20 protein-coding genes are annotated in these 16,894 nt (G+C 68.7%); 16 read left to right on the top strand and 4 right to left on the bottom strand.

Translation table 11 applies throughout. The annotated features are described in order from the left end of the window. Nucleotides 1-29: 29 nt before the first annotated feature. From tmk to FHT37_RS08795, 10 genes are all read left to right on the top strand, one after another. Nucleotides 30-641 carry a dTMP kinase gene (gene tmk / locus FHT37_RS08840; protein ID WP_091733433.1) on the top strand — a complete coding sequence of 204 codons (612 nt, stop codon included), beginning with the start codon at nt 30-32 and terminating at the stop codon, nt 639-641. Further along, entirely contained in the window at nt 638-1,699 is a 1,062-nt protein-coding gene (locus FHT37_RS08835; RefSeq protein WP_310739728.1) for a DNA polymerase III subunit delta', read from the top strand. Before tmk ends, FHT37_RS08835 begins: the two co-directional genes overlap by 4 nt. A 65-nt stretch (nt 1,700-1,764) precedes the next feature. Further along, entirely contained in the window at nt 1,765-2,154 is a 390-nt protein-coding gene (locus FHT37_RS08830) for a PilZ domain-containing protein (protein WP_091733888.1), read from the top strand. A gap of 133 nt (nt 2,155-2,287) precedes the next feature. After that, a complete protein-coding gene (locus FHT37_RS08825) occupies nt 2,288-3,073 on the top strand; it encodes a TatD family hydrolase (protein ID WP_183480254.1) in 786 nt (261 codons plus the stop codon). Nucleotide 3,074: 1 nt separating this feature from the next. Next, nucleotides 3,075-3,881, top strand: a complete 807-nt coding sequence (locus FHT37_RS08820) for an ankyrin repeat domain-containing protein (RefSeq protein WP_183480252.1) — start codon at nt 3,075-3,077, stop codon at nt 3,879-3,881. A gap of 198 nt (nt 3,882-4,079) precedes the next feature. Then, nucleotides 4,080-4,346, top strand: coding sequence for a hypothetical protein (locus FHT37_RS08815; RefSeq protein WP_091733441.1), 267 nt, complete (start codon nt 4,080-4,082; stop codon nt 4,344-4,346). Nucleotides 4,347-4,519: 173 nt separating this feature from the next. Beyond that, nucleotides 4,520-5,185: an OmpA family protein gene (locus FHT37_RS08810; protein ID WP_183480250.1), complete on the top strand. Its 666-nt coding sequence runs from the start codon at nt 4,520-4,522 to the stop codon at nt 5,183-5,185. Between the two features lie 27 nt (nt 5,186-5,212). Then, nucleotides 5,213-5,917: a hypothetical protein gene (locus FHT37_RS08805; protein WP_183480248.1), complete on the top strand. Its 705-nt coding sequence runs from the start codon at nt 5,213-5,215 to the stop codon at nt 5,915-5,917. Nucleotides 5,918-6,166: 249 nt separating this feature from the next. Beyond that, the gene (locus FHT37_RS08800) at nt 6,167-6,328 is read left to right on the top strand and encodes a DUF1328 domain-containing protein (RefSeq protein ID WP_091733447.1); all 162 of its coding nucleotides are present in this window, start codon (nt 6,167-6,169) and stop codon (nt 6,326-6,328) included. A 64-nt stretch (nt 6,329-6,392) separates the two neighbouring features. Next, nucleotides 6,393-6,941: a hypothetical protein gene (locus tag FHT37_RS08795; RefSeq protein ID WP_147239700.1), complete on the top strand. Its 549-nt coding sequence runs from the start codon at nt 6,393-6,395 to the stop codon at nt 6,939-6,941. A 207-nt stretch (nt 6,942-7,148) separates the two neighbouring features. On the opposite strand, the gene FHT37_RS08790 is transcribed toward FHT37_RS08795, so the two are convergent. Beyond that, nucleotides 7,149-7,628 (bottom strand): carboxymuconolactone decarboxylase family protein, encoded by a 480-nt coding sequence (locus FHT37_RS08790; RefSeq protein ID WP_183480246.1) that lies wholly within the window; start codon nt 7,626-7,628, stop codon nt 7,149-7,151. Between the two features lie 145 nt (nt 7,629-7,773). Between FHT37_RS08790 and FHT37_RS08785 the strand changes: the two genes are divergently transcribed. Then, nucleotides 7,774-9,072, top strand: a complete 1,299-nt coding sequence (locus FHT37_RS08785) for an MFS transporter (protein WP_183480244.1) — start codon at nt 7,774-7,776, stop codon at nt 9,070-9,072. Between the two features lie 168 nt (nt 9,073-9,240). Here FHT37_RS08785 and FHT37_RS08780 read toward each other — a convergent pair whose 3' ends face one another. Together FHT37_RS08780 and FHT37_RS08775 are read right to left on the bottom strand one after the other, a co-directional pair. After that, on the bottom strand, nt 9,241-9,456 hold the full coding sequence (locus tag FHT37_RS08780; protein ID WP_091733455.1) for a CsbD family protein: 216 nt from the start codon (nt 9,454-9,456) through the stop codon (nt 9,241-9,243). A gap of 90 nt (nt 9,457-9,546) precedes the next feature. Beyond that, a complete protein-coding gene (locus tag FHT37_RS08775) occupies nt 9,547-9,819 on the bottom strand; it encodes a hypothetical protein (RefSeq protein WP_310737373.1) in 273 nt (90 codons plus the stop codon). A gap of 328 nt (nt 9,820-10,147) precedes the next feature. Here FHT37_RS08775 and FHT37_RS25350 point away from each other — a divergent pair, with 328 nt between their 5' ends. Both FHT37_RS25350 and FHT37_RS08770 read left to right on the top strand, forming a co-directional pair. Then, nucleotides 10,148-10,270 (top strand): hypothetical protein, encoded by a 123-nt coding sequence (locus FHT37_RS25350; RefSeq protein WP_255488672.1) that lies wholly within the window; start codon nt 10,148-10,150, stop codon nt 10,268-10,270. Then, complete coding sequence (locus FHT37_RS08770) at nt 10,267-10,686, top strand: hypothetical protein (RefSeq protein WP_183480241.1); 420 nt, start codon at nt 10,267-10,269, stop codon at nt 10,684-10,686. Before FHT37_RS25350 ends, FHT37_RS08770 begins: the two co-directional genes overlap by 4 nt. Before the next feature lie 66 nt (nt 10,687-10,752). Here FHT37_RS08770 and FHT37_RS08765 read toward each other — a convergent pair whose 3' ends face one another. After that, entirely contained in the window at nt 10,753-11,448 is a 696-nt protein-coding gene (locus tag FHT37_RS08765; RefSeq protein WP_183480238.1) for a Bax inhibitor-1/YccA family protein, read from the bottom strand. Nucleotides 11,449-11,553: 105 nt separating this feature from the next. Between FHT37_RS08765 and FHT37_RS08760 the strand changes: the two genes are divergently transcribed. The 3 genes from FHT37_RS08760 to carB all read left to right on the top strand — a co-directional run bounded on the left by FHT37_RS08760 (nt 11,554) and on the right by carB (nt 16,836). After that, nucleotides 11,554-11,955 (top strand): heme-binding protein, encoded by a 402-nt coding sequence (locus FHT37_RS08760; RefSeq protein WP_091733461.1) that lies wholly within the window; start codon nt 11,554-11,556, stop codon nt 11,953-11,955. A 435-nt stretch (nt 11,956-12,390) separates the two neighbouring features. Next, nucleotides 12,391-13,551 (top strand): glutamine-hydrolyzing carbamoyl-phosphate synthase small subunit, encoded by a 1,161-nt coding sequence (gene carA, locus FHT37_RS08755; RefSeq protein WP_091733463.1) that lies wholly within the window; start codon nt 12,391-12,393, stop codon nt 13,549-13,551. Between the two features lie 18 nt (nt 13,552-13,569). Continuing rightward, a complete protein-coding gene (carB, locus tag FHT37_RS08750; RefSeq protein ID WP_183480236.1) occupies nt 13,570-16,836 on the top strand; it encodes a carbamoyl-phosphate synthase large subunit in 3,267 nt (1,088 codons plus the stop codon). Nucleotides 16,837-16,894: the final 58 nt, after the last annotated feature.

The following is a 16,894-nucleotide window of genomic DNA, read 5'->3' as shown; positions in this document are numbered from 1 at the left end:
TGCGCTTTTTTCCGAGAGAGCATCCACGCGTGAGCGGCCGATTCATCACCTTCGAGGGCATCGACGGGGCGGGCAAGTCCACCCATGTCGAGTCCGTGGCCCAGCGCCTGCGCGAGCGCGGCGCGGACCTGGTCCAGACCCGCGAGCCGGGCGGCACGCCGCTGGCGGAGTCGCTGCGCGACCTGTTCCTGCACCAGGACATGGATGGGCTGACCGAGGCGCTGCTGGTGTTCGCCGCGCGCCGCGACCACGTGCAGCGCGTCATCGCGCCGGCGCTGGCCGCGGGCCGTACGGTGCTCTGCGACCGCTTCACCGACGCCAGCTTCGCCTACCAGGGCGGCGGCCGCGGCATGGACCTGCAGGTGCTGGGCACGCTGGCGCAGTGGGTGCAGCAGGGCCGGGAGCCGGACCTGACCTTCTGGTTCGACGTCGACCCCGCCATCGCGGCCGGGCGCCGCGCCCAGGCGCGTGATGCCGACCGGCTCGAGCAGCTGGACCTCGACTTCTTCACCCGCGTGCGCGAGGGCTACCAGCGCCGCGCCGAAGCGGCGCCGGGCCGCATCGTCCGCATCGATGCCGGCGACACGATCGAGGGCGTCGCGGCCCAGATCCGCGCCGAGCTGGAGCGCCGCGGATGGTGAGCGAATCCTCCGTGACCGCCGACGGCGCCGCCGCGCTGGCCGATGGCGGCCAGCTGCCGCTGCCCTGGCTCGCCGCGCCGCTGCATCAGGCGCTGACGCAGGGACGCAGCCACGCGCTGCTGCTGCAGGGGCCCGCCGGGGTCGGCCAGTTCGACCTGGCGCTGCTGCTGGCCCAGGCCTGGCTCTGCGAGGCGCGCCCGGCGCCGGACCAGCCCGGCTGCGGCCGCTGCGCGAGCTGCCACCTGCTGCGTTCGCGCTCGCATCCGGACTTCCAGGTGCTGCTGCCCGACGCGCTGCGCGAGCCGCTGGGTTTCGGCGCGATGGACGCGGAAGGCGAGGGCGGCGGCTCGGCCAAGGCCGCCAGGACCAAGCCCAGCAAGGAGATCAAGATCGAGGCGGTCCGCCAGATGCTCGCGTTCGCGCAGGTCAGCGCGGCGCGGGGGCGGGCCAAGGTGGTCGTCGTCTACCCGGCGGAGGCGCTGAACACCATCGCGGCCAATGCGCTGCTCAAGACGCTGGAGGAGCCGGCCGGGCTGCTGCGCTTCGTGCTCGCGAGCGCGGCGCCCCAGCAGCTGCTGCCGACCATCCGCAGCCGCTGCCAGCCGCTGCAGATGGCGCTGCCCGCGCGCGAGGCGGCGCTGGCCTGGCTGACGGCCCAGGGCGTCGACCAGCCCGGCGTGCTGCTGGACGCCACCGGCGGCCGCCCGCAGGAGGCGCTGCTGTGGAGCGAGGAGGGCGTCGGCGCCAAGACCTGGCTGGAGCTGCCGCGCCGGATCGCGCGGGGCGAGGCCAGCGCGCTGACCGACTGGCCGGTGCCGCGCGCGATCGCCGCGATGCAGCGCCTGGTGCATGACCTGATGCGCATCGCCCACGGCGCCGGGCCGGCCTACTTCCCGCGCGACGCGCTGCCCAAGCTGCCGGCGGTGCGCGCGGCGCTCGACCAGTGGGCCCGGACGCTGCAGCAGGCGGCGCGGCATGCGGACCATCCGCTCAATGCCGGGCTGCTGATGGAATCGCTGGTGGCCCAGGGGCAACAGGCGATGCGGCCGGCGCGGTAACCGAATCTGACCCGCGGGCGCGGCGAGTAGACTCGGCGCCCATGAGCGAACTCAGCCCGAAACCGATGAGCACCACTCCGCCCGCGTCCGCTCCCGTGCCGGCCCCCGCCGGCGGTGCCCGACCCAGCGTGATCCAGCTGGTGTTCAAGGAGAAGGGCGCCCTCTACGCCGCCTACATCCCGATCTTTTCGGAAGGCGGCGTGTTCGTGCCGACCACGCGCGAATACAAGCTGGGCGAGGACATCTACCTCCTGATGACCCTGCCCGAGGATCCCAACCGTTATCCGGTCGCCGGCAAGGTCGCCTGGCTGACGCCGGCCAACGCGTCGGGCGGCCGCACCCAGGGCGTCGGCGTGCGTTTCCCCGGCGACGAGAAGACCCGGCTGATCAAGCTGAAGATCGAGGAACTGCTGGGCACGGCGATCTCCTCGGCCAAGCCGACGCAGACCATCTGAACGCCGCGATCGCCGGCCGCGCCCAGCGGACGGCGTCCGGCTGACCCCGCGCGGCGCGCTCCGCGCCCCTGCCTGCCAAGGGCATTTCCGCCGGGCGCTGCGCCGCGTCGCGATCCGGCCCAGAGTTCCCGCGATGTACATCGATTCCCACTGCCACCTGAGCTTCCCCGAGCTCCAGTCCCAGCTCCCCGACCTGCTGGCCGCGATGGACGCGGCCCGGGTGACCCAGGCCATCTGCATCTGCACGACGATGGAGGAGTTCCCCGAGGTGCACGCTTTGGCCACGGCGCACGCGCCGCTGTTCGCGACGGTCGGCGTCCATCCGGACAGCGACGAGGTCCATGAGCCCAGCGTCGACGAGCTCGTCGACGGTGCGGCGCAGCCCAAGGTCGTCGCCATCGGTGAGACGGGCCTGGACTACTACCGCCTCAACGGCCGCACCGTCGAGCAGATGGAATGGCAGCGCGAGCGCTTCCGCAACCACATCCGCGCCGCCAAGCGGACCGGCAAGCCGCTGGTGATCCACACCCGCTCGGCCGCCGAGGACACGCTGCGGCTGATGCGCGAGGAGGACGCCGGCCAGCCCGGCGGCGTCGTGCACTGCTTCACCGAGACCATGGACGTCGCCAAGGCGGCGCTGGACCTGGGTTTCCACATTTCGTTCTCGGGGATCGTGACCTTCAAGAACGCGGCCGATCTGCGCGAGGTCGCGAAGATCGTGCCCGCCGACCGCCTGCTGATCGAAACCGACAGCCCCTACCTGGCCCCGGTGCCGTTCCGCGGCAAGCTCAACCAGCCGGCCTACGTGCCGCATGTGGCCAAGCTGGTGGCGGAGGTCCGGGGCGTGCCGGTCGAGGACCTGGCGGCGCAATGCACGGCCAACACGCGGCGGCTGTTCCGGCTGCCGGAGGCGGCCTGAGATGGCGGGGCGATCGAGCGGGCCGCGTGGCGGCCGGTGGTCGGTGCGGGCGACGCTGGCAGCGTTCAAGGCATTCAAGGCATTCAAGGCATTCAAGGCATTCGCGGCGGTGGGCGGCTTGACGCTGGCCGCGGGGCTTGCCGCGCCGGCGTGGGCGCAGGGGCGCTTCGACGCCCGGGCGCCCGTGGTGGCGGCGTCGGAGGCCGTCGCGCCGCCCGAACTCCATGTCGCCGCGCGGAACGACCACGCCGCCACCGTCATGAAGCTGCTGCTGGCGGGCACTGATCCCAACGTCCGCGACGCGCAGCGCAACACGGCGCTGCACGTGGCGATCCGGGAGGAGTCCGTCAAGGCGGTGGAGGCGCTGCTCAAGAGCCCCGGCACCGACGTCAACGCCATCAACCAGGCCGGCGAGACGCCGCTGATGCTGGCCGCGATCAAGGGCAACCTGGACATCGCGCGCGAGCTGGTCAAGCGCGGCGCGCTGGTCAACGAGCCGGGGTGGTCCGCGCTGCATTACGCGGCCGCCGGCCCGAACGAGCACCTGGTGCGCTGGCTGGTCGGGCAAGGCGCGGACATCGACGCGCGGTCGCCCAACGGGACGACGCCGCTGATGATGGCGGCCGGTTACGGCGGGCTGACCGGCGCCGAGATCCTGATCGCCGCCGGCGCCGACGTCACGCTGCGCAACGACCATCAGCTGAGCGCGGCCGACTTCGCCCGCCGCGCCGGGCAGGACGAGATGGCCGACAAGCTGGACAAGCTCGCCCGGGCGCGTCCGAAGGCCGCCGTCACGTCGGCGCCGTAGGCGGCGCCCCCCGGCGCGACGCTTTCCCGCGCCTTTCCGAGGCATCGGTCACACGCCGCACGGCGCGGTGAGGCAGCTGCTGGCATTCCCCTAGGAATCCGTCTGACACGCGGTTTGGCGGCGCGCCCACTGTTGGCGGCCCGGGTCGGTCTCTACAGTTCATCCCATGCCGACACGGTGTCGGCGCCGGAGACCGAGATGCTGACCACGACCCAAGACTTCGCCGCCAACCCGTTCGCGATGCTGCTGGATCCCGAGCGCGTCGCCCTGGAAGTGGCCGGTTCCGAACGCCTGGCGCGCCTGCGCAGCCGCATCTACCGCCCGCTGGACAAGCCGCTGATCGCGCACCGCGACGCCGGCGACCAGGCCGCCTACGACGAGGAAGTCGATGCGGCCGAGTTGTCCGAAGCCGATCTGCTCCCGCTGGACGACCAGCCGTCCATCGGCACCGAACTGAGCGCCTGAGATTCGCTGCCGGGGCAAGGGTCCCGGACGCCTTGGCGCGGCGCTTGTCGGTGCTGTCTGACCCGCGCTTCCGCCAGCCGACTACACCCGGCCCCCCGCGATCTCCCTAGCATGACGCTCAATCGAGGTCCCTCTATCGTGTGACCGAGCCCACAGCCCGCCTGGAGACTGTCATGCGCCGCCCCCGAGTCCGCTCCCGTCACGTCGTCGAAGCCGCGCCAGGCGTCCTCGCCGAACCGCGCTGGCGGTGGCTCGCGGCGACCAGCCTGCCGGTCCTGGCGCTGGCCCTGATGCTGCTGGGCGGCTGTGCCTCGATGGGCGACCACTCGGGTGCCCCCTCCACCTCACCGTCGACCACCGTCACGCCGGCGCTTCCCGCCGGCTCCGTCATCGGCGGGAATCTGTGGTCCCCCCGCATGGAGGAGCGCCGCCTGGCCATCGTGCAAGCCAGCGGAGGCACCGGCATCGGCGTGGTGCGCACCGCGGACAACCAGCTCAAGCTGACCCTGCCCACTGACGCGGCCTTCGACCTGGGTCGTTCCGAGCTCAAGCCGACTATGCGCCCCGCGCTGGATGAAGCCAGCCGCGACCTGGACGAGCAGGTCCGCATCACCATCGTCGGGCACACCGACAGCTCGGCCGGCGATGCGGTGAACGGGCCGCTGTCGCTGGATCGGGCCGAGACCGTGCGCGAATACCTGGTGCACCACGGCGTGCGGCGCGGCCGCTTGCTGGTGGAGGGCCGCGGCGGACGCCAGCCCGTGGCCAGCAATGCCACCGAGGCCGGAAGGGCCGCCAATCGTCGGATCGAGATTTTCCTGTCGCAACCCGCGTCCTAAGTTGTCATCAAGTACGGGAGTTGAGTCATGAATGCCTGCTGCCCCCGCCTGCTGCTGATGGCCGTGCTGGCCCCGGCCGCCCTGAGCTTCGCCCAGGCCGGCCCCGCCAGCGAGCTGTCGCCGACCTCGCTGGATGACCATGTCGAGCTGACCGGCCGAAGCCTGTCCGAGCGGTCGCGACAGGCGGCGACCAGCCGGAGTGCCGCGGCGAGCAGCCGCTATACCGTGACGCAGCACGCCGCCGAGCCGCTGGCAACCGCCAACCAGCCCGCCGGCGCCGCCGCCTGGTACGGCCGCGCGCCGCAGGCCACGCAGACGATGCTGTGGGCGCGCCCCTGGTCCGGCAGCGGGCTGCGGCTGGGCGTGGGTGTCGAGCAGCGCGGCGCCGCGATCGGCGGCGGCCTGTATTCGACGCCGTACCAGAACGCCAGGCCGGGCGCGGCCGGCGACGCCGGCGTGCTGGTCGGCCTGGCGCTGCCGACCGGGCCGCGCTCGCATGCCTACGTGCAGACGCCGCTCGTCGACGCGCAACGCGCGCAGATCGATGAGTTCACCGTCCCCGGCATCAACAACCGGGATCAGCGCCAGCTGCGGGTGGGCATGGTCTTCAACACCCGCAAGCCCTATGCGGACCTGCGCAAGGGCTTCCGCATGGAGCTCAGCGGGCAGTCCTCGTTGACCTTCCGGCCGCGTGGCGGCCGCGTGGGCGTGACCTTCCAGAAGGTCTGGTAACGGCCCCATCGCACCACCGCATTTCCTTCTCTTTGCAAGCCGGCGTCAGCCGGCTTTTTTTGCATTGGCGCTGCCGTTTTCGAGCGGGCGCCGGGGACGCGATTCCGCGCAGTCCGGCGCGGTAGGTCCTCTCCTACAGCGCGGCGGTTGACGCTCCGACGCGGGGTTGCGGTGCGGGACTGCCCGCGGCGGCCGGGCCAGTCCCTACAGTCATTCCATCGCGGCACGGTGCCGCGCAGGAGAACCAAGATGCTGCACTACGCCGTTGTCTTCTTCGTCATTGCCCTGATCGCCGCGTTGTTCGGTTTTGGCGGCATCGCCGCCGGTGCCGCCGGCATCGCGAAGATCCTGTTCTTCGTGTTCGTGATCATGGCCGTCGCGACCTTCGTGATGAGCCTGTTGCGAAAGTGACGATCCCCGTCATCGCTCGAACTGCTGACTGAACGCTGCCCTCCACAACAAAGAAAGGATCGCCATGAACAAGCCCGCTACCGCCGCCCTGATCGCCGCCGCCCTGAGCCTGTGCGCCGGCATGGCGCAAGCCGCCAACTTCTCCAAGTCGGTCTACGACGGCGCGAAGGACGACATCAAGAAGACCTACAAGGTCGACAAGGATGCCTGCGACAAGCTGTCCGGCAATGCCAAGGACATCTGCGTCAAGGAGGCCAAGGGTCGCGAGGACGTGGCGCTGGCCCAGCTGGAATACAACTACAGCGGCAACGCCAAGGACGAGGCCAAGCTGATCGAGACCCGCTACGAGGCCCGGTACGAGGTGGCCAAGGAGCGCTGCGACGATCGCTCGGGCGAGGCCAAGGATGTCTGCCAGCGCGAGGCCAAGACCGCCTACGAGAAGGCGAAGGCCGAACTCAAGATGAACAAGAAGGTGGCGGAGGCCGTCGACGACGCCGAGCAAACCCGCGTCAAGGCCGACTACAAGCTGGCTTCCGAGAAGTGCAACACCCTGTCCGGCGACGCCAAGGACGTGTGCGTGAACTCGGCCAAGGCCCGCTACAGCCAGCGTTGATCCAGCGTTGATCCAGCGCTGATCCCGCTCAACCCGACAACCCCGGTGGGGGCGCGAGCCGGCCAGGTCCGGACCGCGCTGTCGTTGAACCGGCGGATCCGGGCCAACAACTCGAACATCGCCCGGATCCCCCTGTCGACACCTGTTGCAACGGCGCCCCGAAGGGCGCCGTTTTCTTTTGCCGACGTGGATCTTTGCTGGCGCGGATCAGGCCAGGCCGGCCTTGTCCAGTCCGAAGGCCTTGTCCTGCGTGCCGGGCACGCTGCCGACCGCGACATTCAAGCGGTTCCAGGCATTGATCGACGCCACGAGCCAGGTCAAGTCCGACAGTTCCTTCTCGCTGAACTGCTCGCGCACTTCGGCGTAGACCGCATCGGCGATGCCGCCCTCGGGCATGCGGGTGAGAACCTCGGTCCAGCGCAGCGCGGCGCGTTCGCGGGCGGAGAACAGCGGCGACTCGTGCCAGATGGCGACGTGGTGCAGGCGCAGGGCGCGTTCGCCGCCCATCACCGCCTGCTTGACATGCATGTCGAGGCAGAAGGCGCAGCCGTTGAGCTGCGAGGCGCGGATCTCGACCAGGTATTGCAGGCCGGTTTCCAGGCCGCTTTCCTTGAGGCCCATGGACAGCTCCACCAGTTTCTTGAAGGCGGGGGCGGACTGTTGCATGTAGTTAAAGCGTTGGCTCATCGTGGGCTCCGGGGTGAAAAGAGGGTTGGTAACGACAAGACGAAACAGTCCGCGCACGTGTGACATCGCCCTGCGCCCAGGCGGGTGGACCGGCTGGCTAAACTGGCCGGCGCCCGACCAAGAAGGCCCCCAACACACCGCCGCCGTGACTGCTCCACCTGCTTCCACCCCCGATCCCGCCTCCCCGTCCGACGCTTCGCCAGCCCCGCGCGTCAGCGTGTTCCGGCATCCGGGATTCACCGCCTTCCTGGTGTGCCGCCTGGCCGCCGTGTTCGCCGGCCAGATCCAGGCGGTGGTCGTGGCCTGGCAGGTGTACGACCTCACGCGCCAGCCGCTGGCGCTGGCCTATGTCGGCCTGGCGCAGTTCATCCCGATGCTGCTCTTGCTGCTGCCGGCCGGCGACCTGATCGACCGCTTCAGCCGCAAGCCGATCCTGGCCCTCAGCTGGGGCGTCAGCGCGTCCTGCAGCCTGGCGCTGTGGTGGCTGGCCGGGCACGGCCATGCCGGCGTGACCGGCATCTACGCCGTCCTGGTGGTGTTCGGCTGCGCGCGGGCCTTCTCCGGCCCGGCCTTGCAGAGCCTGTTGCCGCAGATCGTGCCGCGTGAGCAGCTGGCCCAGGCCATCGCCGCCAACAGCATGCTGTTGCGCGTCGCGAGCATCGGCGGCCCGTTCCTCGGCGGCCTGCTGTACGGCTTCGGCGGGGCAGGGCTGACCTACCTGGTCTGCCTGGTCTGCTTCGCCCTGGGCACCGCGCTGCTGGTCGGCGCGGTGCCGGTGCGCTTCGCCGCGCCGCCGTCGCCGGCCGGCGGCACGATCTGGCAGCGTTTCGGCGCCGGCATCCACTTCATCCGGTCGCGACCGATCATCCTCGGAACGATCTCGCTGGACCTGTTCGCGGTGTTGCTGGGCGGCGTGGTGGCCTTGCTGCCGATCTATGCGCACGAGGTGCTCCACGCCGGGCCGGAAGGCCTGGGCGCGCTGCGCAGCGCGATGGCTGTCGGCGAGGTGACGGCGGGCTTCTACCTGAGCTCGCGTCCCTTCAACCGCCATGTCGGCAAGGCGATGTTCGCGGCGGTGGCCGTGTTCGGGCTGGCGAACCTGGTGTTCTCGCTGTCGACGACCTTCTGGCTGTCCTTCGGCGCGCTGGCGATCGCTGGCGCGGCGGACATGGTCAGCGTCTACATCCGCGGCGCGCTGGTGCAGTTCTCGACGCCCGACGAGATGCGCGGCCGCGTGAACGCGGTGAACATGCTGTTCATTGGCTCGTCGAACGAGCTGGGAGAGTTCCGCGCCGGCAGCGCCGCCGCGGCGCTGGGCGCGGTACCCGCGGCGGTGACGGGCGCGGTCTGCACGCTGGGGGTTGTCGCTGGCTGGGCGGCCCTGTTCAAGCCGCTGCGCACCGTCGACCGGTTCGAGGAAGCCACCCCGGCCGTCACACGCTGAGCGCGCTCCGCCGCGCTCGCTGCAGAGCGCGCTGGCGCAAAAAAGCCGCGCCGACCTGGAGGTGCAGCGCGGCAACAGGGAGGAAGCAGTCAATCATCAAACGCCCGGGGTGGGTGCCCCGGGCGTTCCGCCGGACCGTGCCGGCGCAGTCAAGGACCCGGAGCGGAATCAGCTCAGCCAGCGGTCATCGGCGCGGGTCTGCCAGTCGTCGAGCTGCTTGTCGGCCTCGTCCTTGGCGATGCCGTAGCGCTCCTGGATCTTGCCGGACAGCTGATCGCGCTTGCCGGCGATCACGTCGATGTCGTCGTCGGTCAGCTTGCCCCATTGCTCCCGGACCTTGCCCTTGAGCTGAGTCCAGTTGCCTTCGATGCGATCCCAATTCATACGAACTCCTTTCAGAAGCGAGTAAGTGACGATGGGACTTGGCAATTGCCGGACCCGGGGCCGCAGCGGCGTCGGGTCCGCAGGAACGGATCAGTGGTTGGTGCGACCGCGCACCGCGGGCGGAAGGTAATCCTTGCCGACCATGGCGCGGGCGAACAAGTAGTTGTTGCGCGCGCGAGCCGGGAGGCTGTCGAGGTCGACATGCCCTTGGGGATCGCATGGGAAGGACATCGCGCGGCCGGCGTCGAAGATCGATTCGAAGCGCACTTCGAATTGCGGGGCGGCGGCGTCGGCGGCAATCTGGAGGAGGCTCATGTCGTTCTCCTGGTGAGTTCCTTTGCTTTCACTATCGGCGTTGGCCATGGCCCTTCCCATAAGCGCAACTCGGTGCGCGATGTCGGTGCCGGACGGTGGGCCATGTCGGGTGTCGTCCTACAGCGTGTGGGCTCAACGGAAGGCGTTTCCGCGACGTTGACGGCGCGCGCGGTGGCCGCCCCGGACTTCACCCAGCTTTGCAAAAGGGGCTGGCGAGCGCCTTGCTCCCTGGTGGTTGGGGACGCGCCCCGGCGCGTCGCGCCCGCTGTGGGACAGCACCTACAGCGCCTCGCGGTGCCCGCTGCTTCGTCCCGGTCGCCACCGCGGCGAGGATGCGTCCATCGCAACCTGATTCCGCTCCGGTTCGAGGCCCATCATGGACGACAACATGCTGATGCTGATGACGCTGTCCACCTGCACCGCCACCGCGTTGGCGCTGCGCATGTGGCAGTGGCTCGATGAACTGGGGCGGGACGATTCCCAGGAGGACCTGCCATGAGCGCCCGACCCCCGCTGCCCCCCGAACATCCCGCCGACGCCTCCATGGGCGACGCGTCCTCCGAGCGCCAATCGCTCAACGAGCATCCGCTGAGCCAGCAGGCCTTCGTCTGTGGGGAGGTCACCTACCGCACTGGCGACGGTCCGCTCGTGACGATCCGTCCGGGACCGGTGGCCGTGGAGATCAACGAGATCGACGTGACCATCGGCTGGGACGACGGTGATGCCCGGCTGAGCGCCGTCGTGCCGCGCAGCGAATACGCGCGCTTCATCGGCAGCGGCGCCATCAAGCCGGTGGTCGTGCATCGTTCCGAGGCGTCCGGGGAGGGCGCTGGCGAAAGCGCTGGCGACGGCGGTGGCGCCGCCCCCAGCGCCCATCCGGAGCTGGACAAGGCCCAGGGCCGGACGCCGCACTGACGCTGCGCCCACGCAAGAAAAAACGCCTCGGAACTCCGAGGCGTTTTTCGTTGGGAGGGTGACCGGTCAGTCGCGGTCGCCGCCGAAGATGCCCAGCAGCTGCAGCAACGCGGTGAACACGTTGTACAGGTCCAGGTAGATGTTCAGCGTGGCGCTGATGTAGTTGGTCTCGCCGCCGTCGATGACGCGCTTGACGTCCACCAGCATGAAGGCCGAGAAGATGCCCAGCACCGCCACCAGCAGCGCCAGGTGCACGCCCGTCGATTGCAGGAACACGTTGGCGATGCCGGCGATCATGGCGATCACGGCGCCGACGAACAGGAACTTCTGCAGGCCGGACAGGTCGCGCTTGACCACGGTGGCCAGCGACGCCATCGCGAAGAAGATCGCGGCGGTGCCGCCGAAGGCGGTCATGATCAGCGTGCCGCCGTTCTTGAAGCCGAGGATGGCCGCGAGCAGGCGCGACAGCATCAGGCCCATGAAGAAGGTGAAGCCCAGCAGCGCGGCGACGCCGACGGCGGAATGCTTGGTCTTCTCCACCAGGAACATCAGGCCGAAGGCGCCGACGAAGAACAGGATCATGCTGGCGCCGGTGCCCATCGCGGCCAGGAAGCCGGTGGCCACGCCGATCCAGGCGCCCAGGACGGTAGGGATCAGGGAGAGCGCGAGCAGCGCGTAAGTGTTGCGCAGGACGCGCTGGCGGTCGGCGGACAGCGAGGAGCCGTAGCCGCCCGGGTTCAGGTCGATGATGCGGTCGTTCATGTGCGTGCGCCCCATGAAGTGAGAGTTGGCGTCGATTGTAGGCACGGCCCTTAAGCCTTCGTTAAAGTGATCGTCTTTCCTTCAATCACCGCCACGAGGCCGCAGATGAAACAGAAGCCCTTCCTGACCCTGGACGATGTCAAGCGCATTGCCGCCGCGGCCGAGGCCGAAGCCCTCAAGAACAACTGGCCGGTGACGATCGCGATCGTCGATGACGGCGGTCACCTGCTGTGGCTGCAGCGCCTGGACAATGCCGCAGCGACCTCGGCGGTGATCGCGCCGGCCAAGGCCAAGACGGCGGCGCTGGGCCGTCGTGAATCGAAGGTCTACGAGGACATCGTCAACAACGGCCGCAACGCCTTCCTCAGCGTGCCGCTGGAAGGCCTGCTCGAGGGCGGCGTGCCGGTGATGGTCGAGGGCTTCTGCGTGGGCGCCGTCGGCGTCAGCGGCGTGAAGTCCAACGAGGATGCGCAAGTCGCGAAGGCAGGCATCGCCGCCCTCGGCTGAAGCCGCCCCGGCACGAACCGGAATTCGTACCTCCGGCCGCACCTCCCACCGATCCCAGTCCTCTCTGTCCCCGCAGTCCTGCGTGGCGCGGTCCTCGGTGGATCGGGGACGGCAAGGCGTGAGGTTTCTGCGCTTGACGCAGGGGCCTCATGCCTTGGCGGCCAAGCGCTCTGAAGGTGGCAGTCCAGGTTCCCCCACCACCACTGGTTTGCGCAAATCTTCTCCGTAGATACCCCGACGGGTTATACTCAGCAGGTTTACCCGCAACCTACCGCGTCCCGCACACTTCACCCCCGATCGCATCGGATCCCACACGGATCGACTCCCTCACAGGAGACCCGGTCGCACCCGCGCGCCAGCCGTCCACGGCGCGTGCCGGCGGCGGTCCAGGGCCCTGAAGCAGAGCCGGGCGCGCGCACAACAACGGAGTTTCCCGTGCTGCCCGATCTGCTTTCCGCTCCCCCCGCGATTCTTGCCCTGGCAGACGGCACGGTCTTCAAGGGTTCCGCGCTCGGCGCCGCCGGCCGGACCATTGGTGAAGTGGTGTTCAACACCTCGCTCACCGGCTACCAAGAAATTCTCACCGACCCCAGCTATTGCCGGCAGATCGTCACCCTGACGTATCCGCACATTGGCAACTATGGCGTGAACGATGAGGACGTCGAGGCGTCGAAGATCTTTGCCGCTGGCCTGATCATCAAGGAGGCGCCGGTCCTCGATTCGAACTTCCGCAAGGGCCGCACGCTGCGACAGTATCTGAAGGATGAGGGTACCGTCGCCATCGCCGACCTGGACACGCGTCGCCTGACGCGCGTGCTGCGCGAGAAGGGCGCCCAGAACGGTTGCATTCTGGCGCTGAACGCCGGCGAGCAGATCACCCAGGCCCACATCGACGAGGCCATCGCCGCCGCCAAGGGCGCGCCCAGCATGGCGGGCCTGGACCTGGCCAAGGTCGTCAGCCGCACCGAACGCGAGACCTGGACCGAAACCGAGTGGACGCTCGGCAAGGGCTACGGCGAGCAGACCGCCCCCAAGTTCCACGTCGTCGCCTACGACTTCGGCGTCAAGAGCAACATCCTGCGCATGCTGGCCTCGCGCGGCTGCCGCATCACCGTCGTGCCGGCGCAGACGCCGGCCTCGGAGGTCTTCGACCTCGAGCCCGATGGCGTGTTCCTGTCCAACGGCCCCGGCGATCCGGAACCTTGCGACTACGCGATCAAGGCCACCGCGCAACTGATCGAGGCCGGCATCCCGACCTTCGGCATCTGCCTGGGCCACCAGATCATGGCGCTGGCCTCGGGCGCCAAGACCTTCAAGATGAAGTTCGGCCACCACGGCGCGAATCACCCGGTGAAGGACCTGGACAACGGCCGCGTCAGCATCACCAGCCAGAACCACGGCTTCGCGGTCGATCCCGACACGCTGCCCGCCAACCTGCGCGCGACGCACGTCAGCCTGTTCGACGGCACGCTGCAGGGCCTGGCCCGCACCGACAAGCCGGCCTTCTGCTTCCAGGGGCACCCGGAAGCGAGCCCCGGCCCGCACGACATTTCGTATCTGTTCGACCGCTTCATCGGTCTGATGTCCAAGGCCTGATGAAGGGGGAGCCGACACATGTCCAAGCGTACTGATATCAAGAGCATCCTCATCATCGGCGCCGGCCCGATCATCATCGGCCAGGCCTGCGAGTTCGACTACTCGGGCGCCCAGGCCTGCAAGGCGCTGCGCGAGGAGGGCTACAAGGTCATCCTGGTGAACAGCAACCCGGCGACCATCATGACGGACCCCGATACGGCGGACGTCACCTACATCGAGCCCATCACCTGGCAGGTGGTCGAGAAGATCATCGCCAAGGAGCGCCCCGACGCGATCCTGCCGACCATGGGCGGCCAGACCGCGCTGAACTGCGCGCTCGACCTGCACAAGCACGGCGTGCTGGAGAAGTACCAGGTCGAGATGATCGGCGCCAACGAGAAGGCGATCGAGAAGGCCGAGGACCGGCTGAAGTTCAAGGACGCGATGACCAAGATCGGTCTCGATTCCGCGAAGTCGGGCATCGCGCACTCGCTGGAAGAGGCCTGGTCGGTGCAGAAGCGCATCCACGCCGAGATCGGCGGCAGCGGCTTCCCGATGGTCATTCGCCCCAGCTTCACGCTCGGCGGCACCGGAGGCGGCATCGCCTACAACCCGGAGGAGTTCGAGGAGATCTGCAAGCGCGGCCTCGACCTGTCTCCGACCAATGAGCTGCTGATCGAGGAATCGCTGATCGGCTGGAAGGAATACGAGATGGAAGTGGTCCGCGACAAGGCGGACAACTGCATCATCGTGTGCTCGATCGAGAACCTGGACCCGATGGGCATCCACACCGGCGACTCCATCACCGTGGCCCCGGCCCAGACGCTGACCGACAAGGAATACCAGCTGCTGCGCAACGCCTCGATCGCGATCCTGCGCGAGATCGGCGTCGACACCGGCGGCTCCAACGTGCAGTTCTCGATCAACCCGGACAACGGCCGGATGATCGTCATCGAAATGAATCCGCGCGTGTCGCGCTCGTCGGCGCTGGCCTCCAAGGCCACCGGCTTCCCGATCGCCAAGATCGCCGCGAAGCTGGCCGTGGGCTACACGCTGGACGAGCTCAAGAACGACATCACCGGCGGCATCACGCCGGCCTCGTTCGAGCCCAGCATCGACTACGTCGTGACGAAGATCCCGCGCTTCGCCTTCGAGAAGTTCCCGATGGCCGACTCGCGCCTGACGACGCAGATGAAGTCGGTCGGCGAGGTGATGGCCATGGGCCGCAACTTCCAGGAATCGTTCCAGAAGGCGCTGCGCGGCCTGGAGACCGGCATCGACGGCCTCAGCGAGATCAGCACCGATCGCGAGGAGATCGTGCAGGAGATCGGCGAGCCCGGCCCGTCGCGCATCCTGTTCCTGGGCGACGCCTTCCGCATCGGCATGACGCTGGACGAAGTCTTCGAGGAAACGAAGATCGACCCGTGGTTCCTGGCCCAGATCGAGCAGCTGATCAAGATCGAGCAGAGCCTCAAGGGCCGCGAGCTGGCCGGCCTGTCGGCCGACGAGCTGCGCCTGCTGAAGAAGAAGGGCTTCTCGGACAAGCGTCTGGCCAAGCTGCTGGGCACCAACCAGCACGAGGTCCGCAAGACCCGTCACGCGCTGAACGTGCGTCCGGTCTACAAGCGCGTCGACACCTGCGCCGCCGAATTCGCGACGCAGACCGCCTACATGTACTCGACCTACGACGAGGAGTGCGAGGCCAACCCCACCGACAAGAAGAAGATCATGGTGCTGGGCGGCGGTCCGAACCGCATCGGCCAGGGCATCGAGTTCGACTACTGCTGCGTCCACGCGGCGCTCGCGATGCGCGAGGACGGCTACGAGACCATCATGGTCAACTGCAATCCGGAGACCGTCTCCACCGACTACGACACCTCGGACCGCCTGTACTTCGAGCCGGTGACACTCGAGGACGTGCTGGAGATCGTTGCCAAGGAGAAGCCGGTCGGCGTGATCGTGCAGTACGGTGGCCAGACGCCGCTGAAGCTGGCGCTGGACCTCGAGGCCAACGGCGTGCCCATCATCGGCACGACGCCCGATTCCATCGACATCGCCGAGGACCGCGAGCGCTTCCAGAAGCTGCTGCATGAGCTGGGCCTGAAGCAGCCGCCCAACCGCACGGCGCGCAATGAAGACCAGGCCGTCGCGCTGGCCAACGAGATCGGCTACCCGCTGGTCGTGCGTCCGAGCTACGTGCTGGGCGGCCGCGCGATGGAGATCGTGCACGGCGACAAGGACCTCGAGCGCTACATGCGCGAGGCCGTGCGCGTCAGCGAGAAGTCCCCCGTGCTGCTGGACCGCTTCCTGGAGGACGCGGTCGAGGTCGACGTCGACTGCATCTGCGACGGCGAGGACACGATGATGGGCGGCATCATGGAGCACATCGAGGCGGCCGGTATCCACTCCGGCGACTCGGCCTGCTCGCTGCCCCCGTACACGCTGTCCAAGGAGCTGCAGGACGAACTGCGCCGCCAGACCGCGGCGATGGCCAAGGCGCTGAAGGTCGTGGGCCTGATGAACGTGCAGTTCGCGATCCAGGGCGATGTGACCAAGGGCCTGGCCGAGAATACGGTGTACGTGCTCGAAGTGAACCCGCGCGCCTCGCGCACGGTCCCCTTCGTCTCGAAGGCGACCAGCCAGCCGCTGGCCAAGATCGCCGCCCGCTGCATGGCCGGCGTCAAGCTCAAGGACCAGAAGGCCGCCGGCGGCAAGCCGCCGGTCGAGATCCAGCCGCCTTACTTCAGCGTCAAGGAAGCCGTCTTCCCGTTCAACAAGTTCCCTGGCGTGGACCCGATCCTGAGCCCGGAAATGCGTTCGACCGGCGAAGTCATGGGCGCCGGCCGGACCTTCGGCGAGGCCATGCTCAAGAGCCAGCTGGGCGCGGGCTCGCGCCTGCCGCGCCAGGGCAACGTGCTGATCACCGTGAAGAACAACGACAAGGACCGTGCCGTCGCGCTGGCGCGTGACCTGGCGGCGCTGGGCTTCGGCGTGGTGGCGACCAAGGGTACGGCCGCGGCGATCGAGGCCGCCGGCGTGCCGGTGCGCGTCGTCAACAAGGTCAAGGACGGCCGCCCGCACATCGTCGACATGATCAAGGGCGGGGACATCCAGCTCGTGTTCACCACCGTCGACGAGACGCGCACGGCGATTGCCGACAGCCGTCACATCCGTCAGGCGGCGCTGGCCAACCGGGTGACCTACTACACGACGATGGCGGGCTGCGAAGCCGCGGTCGAAGGCATGAAGCACAAGGATGGCCTGCTGGTGCAATCGCTGCAGGAACTGCACGCCGAACTGCATTAAACTGCGCCATCCATTCCGCCGCCGCTGCTCAGCGACCCTGAGCGGCAGCGGCGGTTTG

The organism is Mitsuaria sp. BK037 (assembly GCF_014193045.1).
In the GTDB taxonomy this organism is placed as follows: domain Bacteria; phylum Pseudomonadota; class Gammaproteobacteria; order Burkholderiales; family Burkholderiaceae_C; genus Roseateles.
Note: the sequence above shows the minus strand (reverse complement) of the source record. Positions and strands in the feature narration are given on the sequence as shown.

Coding starts and splice junctions, on each gene's coding strand:
- FHT37_RS08830 (WP_091733888.1), top strand. CDS start 1,765: ATGAGCACCACTCCGCCCGCGTCCGCTCCCGTGCCGGCCCCCGCCGGC.
- FHT37_RS08825 (WP_183480254.1), top strand. CDS start 2,288: ATGTACATCGATTCCCACTGCCACCTGAGCTTCCCCGAGCTCCAGTCC.
- FHT37_RS08820 (WP_183480252.1), top strand. CDS start 3,075: ATGGCGGGGCGATCGAGCGGGCCGCGTGGCGGCCGGTGGTCGGTGCGG.
- FHT37_RS08815 (WP_091733441.1), top strand. CDS start 4,080: ATGCTGACCACGACCCAAGACTTCGCCGCCAACCCGTTCGCGATGCTG.
- FHT37_RS08810 (WP_183480250.1), top strand. CDS start 4,520: ATGCGCCGCCCCCGAGTCCGCTCCCGTCACGTCGTCGAAGCCGCGCCA.
- FHT37_RS08805 (WP_183480248.1), top strand. CDS start 5,213: ATGAATGCCTGCTGCCCCCGCCTGCTGCTGATGGCCGTGCTGGCCCCG.
- FHT37_RS08800 (WP_091733447.1), top strand. CDS start 6,167: ATGCTGCACTACGCCGTTGTCTTCTTCGTCATTGCCCTGATCGCCGCG.
- FHT37_RS08795 (WP_147239700.1), top strand. CDS start 6,393: ATGAACAAGCCCGCTACCGCCGCCCTGATCGCCGCCGCCCTGAGCCTG.
- FHT37_RS08790 (WP_183480246.1), bottom strand. CDS start 7,628: ATGAGCCAACGCTTTAACTACATGCAACAGTCCGCCCCCGCCTTCAAG.
- FHT37_RS08780 (WP_091733455.1), bottom strand. CDS start 9,456: ATGAATTGGGATCGCATCGAAGGCAACTGGACTCAGCTCAAGGGCAAG.
- FHT37_RS08775 (WP_310737373.1), bottom strand. CDS start 9,819: ATGGCCAACGCCGATAGTGAAAGCAAAGGAACTCACCAGGAGAACGAC.
- FHT37_RS25350 (WP_255488672.1), top strand. CDS start 10,148: ATGGACGACAACATGCTGATGCTGATGACGCTGTCCACCTGCACCGCC.
- FHT37_RS08770 (WP_183480241.1), top strand. CDS start 10,267: ATGAGCGCCCGACCCCCGCTGCCCCCCGAACATCCCGCCGACGCCTCC.
- FHT37_RS08765 (WP_183480238.1), bottom strand. CDS start 11,448: ATGAACGACCGCATCATCGACCTGAACCCGGGCGGCTACGGCTCCTCG.
- FHT37_RS08760 (WP_091733461.1), top strand. CDS start 11,554: ATGAAACAGAAGCCCTTCCTGACCCTGGACGATGTCAAGCGCATTGCC.
- carB (WP_183480236.1), top strand. CDS start 13,570: ATGTCCAAGCGTACTGATATCAAGAGCATCCTCATCATCGGCGCCGGC.